The organism is Klebsiella sp. TF21-TM (genome assembly GCF_019753495.1).
Taxonomy (GTDB): Bacteria; Pseudomonadota; Gammaproteobacteria; order Enterobacterales; family Enterobacteriaceae; genus Klebsiella; species Klebsiella quasipneumoniae.
Genome location: NZ_JAIJYL010000060.1, coordinates 1 through 7,819, shown reverse-complemented (window position 1 = coordinate 7,819; position 7,819 = coordinate 1). Strand labels below are relative to the sequence as shown.

At 49.1% G+C, this 7,819-nt stretch carries 12 protein-coding genes and 1 pseudogene; 11 read left to right on the top strand and 2 right to left on the bottom strand.

The annotated features are described in order from the left end of the window. Positions 1 to 75 precede the first annotated feature (75 nt). Positions 76 to 153 (top strand): annotated as a pseudogene (locus K5R89_RS26280) (antirestriction protein); the annotation flags it as partial. A 132-nt stretch (positions 154 to 285) separates the two neighbouring features. Here the strand turns inward: K5R89_RS26280 and K5R89_RS26275 are convergent. Then, positions 286 to 912 carry a LuxR C-terminal-related transcriptional regulator gene (locus K5R89_RS26275; RefSeq protein WP_241506210.1) on the bottom strand — a complete coding sequence of 209 codons (627 nt, stop codon included), beginning with the start codon at positions 910 to 912 and terminating at the stop codon, positions 286 to 288. 569 nt (positions 913 to 1,481) lie between these two features. Further along, a complete protein-coding gene (locus K5R89_RS26270; protein WP_065813386.1) occupies positions 1,482 to 2,549 on the bottom strand; it encodes an IS481-like element ISKpn28 family transposase in 1,068 nt (355 codons plus the stop codon). A 110-nt stretch (positions 2,550 to 2,659) separates the two neighbouring features. Between K5R89_RS26270 and K5R89_RS26265 the strand changes: the two genes are divergently transcribed. The 10 genes from K5R89_RS26265 to K5R89_RS26220 all read left to right on the top strand — a co-directional run bounded on the left by K5R89_RS26265 (position 2,660) and on the right by K5R89_RS26220 (position 7,217). Next, positions 2,660 to 2,779: a type I toxin-antitoxin system Hok family toxin gene (locus K5R89_RS26265; RefSeq protein WP_159376494.1), complete on the top strand. Its 120-nt coding sequence runs from the start codon at positions 2,660 to 2,662 to the stop codon at positions 2,777 to 2,779. A 698-nt stretch (positions 2,780 to 3,477) separates the two neighbouring features. Further along, positions 3,478 to 3,750 (top strand): hypothetical protein, encoded by a 273-nt coding sequence (locus tag K5R89_RS26260; protein ID WP_064175088.1) that lies wholly within the window; start codon positions 3,478 to 3,480, stop codon positions 3,748 to 3,750. Further along, positions 3,747 to 4,097: a hypothetical protein gene (locus K5R89_RS26255; protein WP_064175087.1), complete on the top strand. Its 351-nt coding sequence runs from the start codon at positions 3,747 to 3,749 to the stop codon at positions 4,095 to 4,097. Before K5R89_RS26260 ends, K5R89_RS26255 begins: the two co-directional genes overlap by 4 nt. A gap of 14 nt (positions 4,098 to 4,111) precedes the next feature. Next, on the top strand, positions 4,112 to 4,429 hold the full coding sequence (locus K5R89_RS26250) for a hypothetical protein (RefSeq protein WP_015065519.1): 318 nt from the start codon (positions 4,112 to 4,114) through the stop codon (positions 4,427 to 4,429). An 840-nt stretch (positions 4,430 to 5,269) separates the two neighbouring features. Next, complete coding sequence (locus K5R89_RS26245; protein ID WP_019706019.1) at positions 5,270 to 5,626, top strand: hypothetical protein; 357 nt, start codon at positions 5,270 to 5,272, stop codon at positions 5,624 to 5,626. A 60-nt stretch (positions 5,627 to 5,686) separates the two neighbouring features. Further along, entirely contained in the window at positions 5,687 to 5,899 is a 213-nt protein-coding gene (locus K5R89_RS26240) for a hypothetical protein (protein ID WP_019706020.1), read from the top strand. 10 nt (positions 5,900 to 5,909) lie between these two features. Then, a complete protein-coding gene (locus K5R89_RS26235; protein ID WP_014343499.1) occupies positions 5,910 to 6,134 on the top strand; it encodes a hypothetical protein in 225 nt (74 codons plus the stop codon). 80 nt (positions 6,135 to 6,214) lie between these two features. Beyond that, complete coding sequence (locus K5R89_RS26230; protein ID WP_004152720.1) at positions 6,215 to 6,535, top strand: type II toxin-antitoxin system RelE/ParE family toxin; 321 nt, start codon at positions 6,215 to 6,217, stop codon at positions 6,533 to 6,535. After that, positions 6,525 to 6,803, top strand: coding sequence for a helix-turn-helix transcriptional regulator (locus K5R89_RS26225; RefSeq protein WP_004152721.1), 279 nt, complete (start codon positions 6,525 to 6,527; stop codon positions 6,801 to 6,803). The genes K5R89_RS26230 and K5R89_RS26225 overlap by 11 nt, the downstream gene beginning before the upstream one ends. Continuing rightward, positions 6,804 to 7,217: a type II toxin-antitoxin system HigA family antitoxin gene (locus K5R89_RS26220; protein WP_064175085.1), complete on the top strand. Its 414-nt coding sequence runs from the start codon at positions 6,804 to 6,806 to the stop codon at positions 7,215 to 7,217. Positions 7,218 to 7,819: the final 602 nt, after the last annotated feature.

Below are 7,819 nucleotides of genomic sequence, written 5' to 3'. Positions count from 1 at the left end.
AAAGCGTGCGTATTGCCTGAAAACACAACCCGCTACGGGGGAGACTTACCCGAAATCTGATTTATTCAACAAAGCCTGCTGCGTGATGCATAGCTCTGGAATCACATTACCTTTCACCCGGAATGCAGTGCTATCTACGCCGCGCTGGACTGATTCACGACCGGGGCGGTTACACCGCCCCGCAGGGAGAATTAACTGGTAACTGCTACAGGCAAAGGAAAAAAAGACAGGGCTTTCGCCTCTCTTTATCAGGGGCCAAGCGCGGTCTGAGCCCATTCTCAAGGGTTAACTGTATTGTGCCAGGTGAAAACTGAGGATGTTTTTTAACAGCATCAAATGGTATGTCTTTTTGATACCGGTTTTATGGAGAATGTTTTGTAGATGAGTGGATACTGTTCTTTTCTTTACAGTAATTTCCTGACTTATCTGTAAAGCTGACAACCCGTTTACATATAGCTGAAGAATGACGGATTCCATGCGGGTTAAATAAACACGATGATTATGTGAAGGAATATCTCCACATAAAATATTAATCAGTCTTCTTCTCAGCCCCTCAGCGGTTCCATACGCGTTAAGTATATTTATGCCTGCAAGATGAGATAAAATTTCATTTCTTATATTGAGGATAAAGTAAACAGGTGTGTTTAGTTGATTAATATGCTTATGTTCACGAACCGATATATTATGGCTAGCACCATCAAGCAATAATATTGCATCCCTTGGATACGCCAAAGAATGTATATCATTAGTCGCTACTCTATGTAGTGAAACTTGCAAGTCCGAGAGTAAATGTTTTACTCCTGCAAACAGGTATGTGTTGTCTGTAATAATATAAAAATTCATAGCCAGTAGTATGAGAATCCTTTCTGTTAACAGGGAGTCCATATTGCACAAAAAATCAATCCATTTCAAGGTTGAAATTTCGTTATAAAACAATTGATTAGGCGTGGTGTGATTTTCTGAAAATAAGTAAATATTGTGGCGGAGTCTTCTTTTTGGATATGTTCCCTTTTTGGTTGCATGGTTAATGTCTATGCTATACCGGATTTATATGTGGTATGCCCTATACCTGCTAACCTAATGGCGTTAACTCTAAAATAACATCAAAAATTTTATTTTAGACCATATGAGTTTTATAGGTTTCCTATCGCTTATATATAGGCACTGACTTCTTTCACGCATTTTGATATAGATAACAATATATTGCATATAAATGTTTTGTTTATATCAATATACCTCCCCATCCTTGCTTCCTGAACGGTCTCATTTCTCTCTGTCTGTCTTTGAAATACGAAATGATAAAGTGTGCTGTACATTCCTGTAGAATTGTTTTAATAATTAGCAACACGGGATAGCCCATATTTTCTCCATTAAAATAGTTGATCTCAGTTTTCTGTAGCATGTCTCGTGTATTTGTCGAATGCATATAGGCATTCAAGGTAGCGGTGTGTGGTTGTGTTTTTGTCCATAAAATGCGCAATTTATTGCAGTATGTTGTAATCTGTGATCAATGTATGGGTCCACCACATATTGCAATTTTTACTCTCACGTAAAATATAGTCCACTGGCGTCATCAGTTCGAGTGATTTATGTGGCCTTTTGCTGTTATACAGCACCAGATATTCAGCCATTCTTTGATTAAACAAATTCAGGTCCTCAAAAAGCAACAATTCATTGAATTCAATAAATTGTTCTCTAAGTGTCCGGTTAAATCGCTCACAGGTCGCATTCATTTTCGGTGTGTACGGATAGGTCCAGATGTGTTTAATCGAGGCTTCCTGTAGCGTTTTATCAAAGTTACCGAGGAACTCCTTACCGTTGTCAGTGACAACTTGTCTGATAGCGACAGGAAAGAGCTTTGTGGCCTTGCTGAAGAAATGGCTGGTAATATCGCTGTTGAGTGAAGGGACCGCCAGGGCCAGCGCATAGTCGCTGTGCTCGTCGATCATGGTAATGATATAGCGGCGTAGGTCCCCCATCCTGAGTTCAATCGCGTCCATCCCTATGAGTTCGCCTGTTTTTACCGGGCGGTATTGTTTTGGTCTTCTGGGCTTCATTGAGCATTTTTTTATCAACCGGGCTTTGCCCCTGGCGCTGAAGCGTACGGGGATCATCCGCATTTTATCGTGAGCACCAGCAATGATTCTTCCAATGGTTGACGTGCTGGGACAGGTAAAATGCCGCGCTTCACACCATGGTTTCAGCCTGACAAAAATCTGCTCTTTGCCGAGATTGGGTAACTCAGTTCTCAGACGCCTGATCTCCTTGAGTACATCAGGATGCCAGTGCCTTGAACGGCGAACCAGAGGGGCTTTGCTTCTTGGAATTAGTGCTTCTGGACCACCGGTGCGCAGTAACCGGCGCCACCAGTAGAGTGTTCGCGTTGATACGTCAAAAGCATCAGCTGCGGCACGGATCCCGTACTTATCCCAGAAGTTCAGAGCCTTCATTCTTAACTTCGCAATCTCGGGCATAAGAGAGTGTTTCATCGCATAAGCAGTTGCTCGGTAATACCCAAAATAGCCGACACCGATATGCTGCATCAACATCTGGCAATCCCTCCTTTAGTGTTCTGAGGCAATTGCAATATCTGTGTGAACTTACACAGGAGAAGAAGGCCATGAAACTGCCGCGAAACACTCTGCTCGGGTGCGTATTAATAGTGTGCCTCACACTGCTGATATTCACTTACCTCACCCGGAAATCACTTTGTGAAATCCGGTACAGGGACACGAACAGGGAGGTGGCGGCTTTTCTGGCTTACGAATCCGCTAAGTAGCTAACCCCGGCGGGGGGAAGCCCCCGCCATTCAGGGGAGATGATGTCTGACAAGCCTGAAGCGCCTTTATGAAGGGGTTACCGTTCACCGGTAGCCCCTTTTTCCTGTAAGCAGGAAAAAAAGCCCGCGCGACAGGCGGGCAAAAATCTTTCATCTACCTACAACACGGATCCAATGAATCGCAAGTCACATTAACATCCTTCATTCTTCGTCACACCCTGTCATCAGTCTGAAAAAAAGAGCGATTGATTGTGTACTTTTGGGTTCTGGTGATAAGTTCGTTCTGTAGCGTAGCCCTCTTTACGGAGGGGTGGAAACAGCAACGGCAGAGTTAAAAGTCCACGAGTCAGTGAGGCTGTCCAAAGGCTCCCCGGGGAAACCCGGCGCTACATCAGGTTGCATAGCACTTAACCCGCCCGCCTGCCGGGCGGGTTTTCCTTCCGGAAAAGTGCTGCTATAACTTATTCGTGCAATGCGCGGTATCCGCTTTCCTGGTAAATCAGTCGCCCAGTCTGCCAGGTGATACTGCAGTTCATTCCTTATATGATCCAGTGATGTTCGCCTGCTTTTTAAGCAGGCTTTTTTTTGTTGATTATGTATGACATCTGTCATACAGTTGATTGCGTAATGAACAGAAATTGTTCCACTTAACTCAGTGAGGCGAAGCGCAGTCGCGGGTGAGCCAAAGCAGAGCCAGCATGAACTTCACGATAACATCCCGTAAAACCGGCGAAATTTTCAGTTTTTTCGCACCCGACAGTGGTGGCTATGTTCACCTGGAGTCCCCGGGACGCCCTGGTAGCACAGGTGCTCAGATTTGCCGTGGGGGAGGGTTTATGGGAAGTACGCTGTACTGTGACGCTTCTGAGGACGATCTTGCCAGTGTTGCCCGTAAATGGTACCGACAGTTCGTGAGGGAGCGGCGCAAATTCTTAATTATGTCGGGCCAGTATTCTGAGGATAACCAGTGAAAAAAGAGATCTCCCGCAACCCCTCTTTCACACCTTCGCCTAAGCTGCGAGCACATCTGAACTCCCACAGGGAAGGGGTGACTGAACGGCTGAATAATATCTTTGATCGCTATGCGCATCTGGTTCGCGCCTGTGCCCTTCCTCTCGATGCCGAAGAAACACAGGTTCTGCTTAATGTTCTGAATGGCTCCGTTGTGGAACCCGCCTTTATTGAATATCTGGCTCAGGAAATTCGGGACTCGGATGATTATCTGGAAGGGATATCCGCAGCTAAATCACTGTACGAAAAGTGTCAGTCAGCGACCTATCCGCAATTGCTGGCCACCGTCGAACGGCTCGATCGCTGAAGAAGGTAAATCCGATGAGTGACGTACTTTCCTGCAGACAACTTACGGCTAATCTTAAGATGATTGCCGGGGCGATTGGCTGCCTCAACAGGAACGATGTTGCACAAATTATCAGCCTGGGCGGTGTTCCATGTTCAAAAAGCCGGGCCGACTCGATAATCCGCAGTGCCGGGGCGGAAAAAAATGCATCCGGTAATTCTCATCTTCGCGGAGCCAGAATAAACCGATCCGCAGATGTCACACCGGAAGAATTCAATGCGTTTTGTGCAGGGCTGAAAACATTTCTTGTCTCGTTTGAAACGAATAATGTGAGTGAAAACAATGATAAGTAAGCTCCTGACCTGTCTGTGCTCCGGACAAATGCAGTTTCAGGAATTAATAAATCCCTATCTATGGCAGCGTTAATTTTGTGACGCGGATTATTACATCCAGCCCGCTTATTGAGCTGTAGATATTGATTTATGTTGATTGTTCTCGATTCGTCCATTGGATCAGCCCGTTATTTCTCTGCGGGCTTTTGTTCTTATATTCCTCCGTTCCTTCCTGTGATGGCTTTATTTCCTGCTGTGTCCCTTTTTAAAACTGAAAAGGATTAAAAGCACACCCACACTGGACACCTTCGGCTCCTGGCCAGCTGCGCTGTCCAGTCGTCGAGCCACACTCCGCCAGGGCAGCTGCTTCGCACCCGCCGGGCTCCGCCGAACCCGCAAGCGGTTTCGGGCCTGACGGCTAGTGTCTGATGTCTGAGGTCAGGGTCAACGGCAGCGCTTGCTGCGACCGTTCCGGCCGCGCCGCTTTCACCGTGCCGGCGATAAAGCTGCCGGCACTCTGCAGGGCAACGCCGTTTCGCGCCCGCGCTCTTCGTCGTTGCGGCGGATGCCTGCTCCTTTCCCCTGGCGCCGTATCACCCGTTTGAGTCCATTCGCCGGGGCTGAGACAAGCACAGTCGCCATCATCCGTCCAGGGTAAATGGCACGCGGTAAACCGCGCCCTGGACAGCTGCTGTCGCCCGTGCTCGTTTACGCCCTCGCGGCGAACGGCTCTCAAACGGGTGAAGGTTTTATCCAGGGGGCAGGTTCAGCAGGTCCCCGCAAAACGTCAAAACCGCGGCCCCGGCAACTCAACGGGTGATGGTTTTAAAAGGCAGAAAAACAGACAAAGGAGAAAGCTGGATGAGCACACAAAACGTCAACGTAAAACCCTCCACCAAAGAAAGCACAACCCTCCGGACTGACGGTTTTGTGCGCAACATTCATTCCCGAAACCCATTCGATGTTATCCGCGCCGATGTAGTGCTGGAACGTATCGAAAAAAAGGCTGGTCGGTGCTGCGGGATGCATTACGAGCTGTATCAGGCCCATCTGCTGGGTGGTGCGCTGGATTATCTGGATGCGCTGCCGTTGAAAGACCGTCCGGTGTTAATGGGCGCTGCGGCAAAGCGCGGCTATCTGCTGACGCTAGCCGAAGAGGAACGCGCGCTGGAAGCACGGGATGTACTGATGAGTGAACTGGCGGCAAACGACTGCTGAGAAATAAACACGGATGGCGGCCTATCGCTGCCATCCCTTAAAGACCAGAGGTAACGCAAAATGAAAGTATACGGCCATCAACACTCATCAGAGGTTTTCTCCCGGGAAACTTCCCCATCCTGTTTTGAACCAAAAGCGGAAAAGGTGATCGCTTTTCATGGAAAGGATGCCAGTTACGCCTATAACGTGCTGGCCGATCTGAAAGCCGCAGGTGCTTCATATACGCGCCGGAATATCATCGCCGATATGTTCCGCCGTCTGGGTGTGGAATGAGGTCTGGGCAATGGAACACGTGAAAAGACAAATCCAGCAGGGGGCAGGGAACGCCTATTATGCGGGGATGCAGTGGCGCGGTATTACACTCGGACACGCCGATGCTGCAGCGCTTAATCAGTTTGATATCGATATCAGCAAAGCTCAGGCACCCGAAGCACGCACCTGGTTGCTTCAGAACAAAGCGGAATTCATAGCTCTTATGCTGGGTATTGAGATTGTAAAGATCGGGTAGTGAGAAGTCAGCTAACTTAGCTCTTGAGCTAAGTTAGCTTTTAAGCTAACGTATACACATACGGACTAGAGATTACATTCATGTTCACAGTCATCTTTCATGATGAGGCTGAAAAAGAGTTTACGGCTCTGCCTGCTGCCATTCGTGCAAAAATGGCCAGGCTACTCATGAAGCTGGAAGCAAACCCTCGCCAGCTACGCGAGCCAGATACCAAGCCGCTTGGAAACGGCCTTTTCGAAATACGTACAATGGGGGCAGATATCGCCCGCGGAATCTGGGTATATCAGAGTGGTGAACGTATTTTTCTACTTCGGATCTTTATCAAAAAATCGCCAAAAACGCCCCCGGCAGAAATAGATCAGGCACTTCGCAGACTGGAGGAAATGCAGAATGAAATATAAAACCCTTAGCCAGGTTCATACCGAAGCAATGAACGATCATGAGTACAGCGCGGCATTCGAGGCAGAAGAAGCCTCGGAGCTACTTCGGGAAACCTTAGCAACATGGAGAAAAGAAGCGGGTTTGACGTCGGCACAGGTTGCAGAACGTATGGGCATCAAAGCGCCTACTATCTCACGTATGGAGAAGAACGCTTCGCGAATGAGTATTCAGACGCTGGTTCGGTACGCCAGAGCCTGCGGTGTTAACTTTAAAATTCAGCAGGTTTGAATGATTAGCGATGCCAATAAAGCGGTGAATGACCTGGCGAGTATTGTCCCTCTGCTGGGTGGCAGTTCGTCCCGCAAAGATTACGAAGATGCACGTAAACTCGTTGAGTATCTTCTGGAACATGACCCGGACAGCCCGCTGGTTGATATACTGACTGCCCGCATTGATGCCTGGGAAAATAACGCGGTGGAATTTGAAGAATTTAATACGCGCATCGAAGCTGGTAAAAACGGTGTATCGTTGCTGCGGGTTCTTATGCAGCAACGCGGTTTTTCACAGTCCGATTTTGAAAACGAGATAGGCAACAAATCACTCGTCAGCCGGATCCTCAGTGGTGAACGCAGTCTGACCCTCGATCACATGCGGGCGCTGGCAAATCGATTTCAAATCCCGGTCTCGATGTTTGTTGACTGATTCGGGAACAGAGCAGGCGAAGGGGGCATCGGTCCCCGTCTGGCCGCGCCTCGAAAGACCGCGCGCCTGCGGCGCCGGGAAGACCGGGCCGCGCTGACGCGCCGCCCGCATTTCCTTTCCGCGTCTTCCCTGTTTGCTGCCTGCTGTCTGCCTGCTTCCTCTTCTTCTCCCTGCTGTGATGCCTCTTTTTAACCCTTAAAGGCTTTAAAAGCACACCCATACTGGACACCTTCGGCTCCCGGCCAGCTGCGCTGTCCGGTCGTCGAGCCACACTCCGCTAACCGCGAAAAGACGCGGTAAGCTCCGCCGAACCCGCAAGCGGTTTCGGGGCTGACGGCTAGTGTCTGATGTCTGAAGTCAAGGTCAACGGCAGCGCTTGCTGCGACCGTCCCGGTCGCGCCGCTTTCACCGTGCCGGCGAAGGACTGCCGGCACTCTGCGGGGCAACGCCGTTTCGCGCCCGCGCTCTTCGTCGTTGCGGCGGGTGCCTGCTCCTTTCCCCTGGTACCCGTATCACCCGTTTGAGTCGGCTTTGTTGAATAAATCGAACTTTTGCTGAGTTGAAGGATCAGATCACGCATCTTCCCGACAACGCAGACCGTT

Excerpts from the sequence above, each read along its gene's own strand:
- K5R89_RS26240 (WP_019706020.1), top strand. The coding sequence starts at position 5,687 with ATGAAAGTATACGGCCATCAACACTCATCAGAGGTTTTCTCCCGGGAA.
- K5R89_RS26235 (WP_014343499.1), top strand. The coding sequence starts at position 5,910 with ATGGAACACGTGAAAAGACAAATCCAGCAGGGGGCAGGGAACGCCTAT.
- K5R89_RS26245 (WP_019706019.1), top strand. The coding sequence starts at position 5,270 with ATGAGCACACAAAACGTCAACGTAAAACCCTCCACCAAAGAAAGCACA.
- K5R89_RS26250 (WP_015065519.1), top strand. The coding sequence starts at position 4,112 with ATGAGTGACGTACTTTCCTGCAGACAACTTACGGCTAATCTTAAGATG.
- K5R89_RS26225 (WP_004152721.1), top strand. The coding sequence starts at position 6,525 with ATGAAATATAAAACCCTTAGCCAGGTTCATACCGAAGCAATGAACGAT.
- K5R89_RS26260 (WP_064175088.1), top strand. The coding sequence starts at position 3,478 with ATGAACTTCACGATAACATCCCGTAAAACCGGCGAAATTTTCAGTTTT.
- K5R89_RS26270 (WP_065813386.1), bottom strand. The coding sequence starts at position 2,549 with ATGTTGATGCAGCATATCGGTGTCGGCTATTTTGGGTATTACCGAGCA.
- K5R89_RS26220 (WP_064175085.1), top strand. The coding sequence starts at position 6,804 with ATGATTAGCGATGCCAATAAAGCGGTGAATGACCTGGCGAGTATTGTC.
- K5R89_RS26230 (WP_004152720.1), top strand. The coding sequence starts at position 6,215 with ATGTTCACAGTCATCTTTCATGATGAGGCTGAAAAAGAGTTTACGGCT.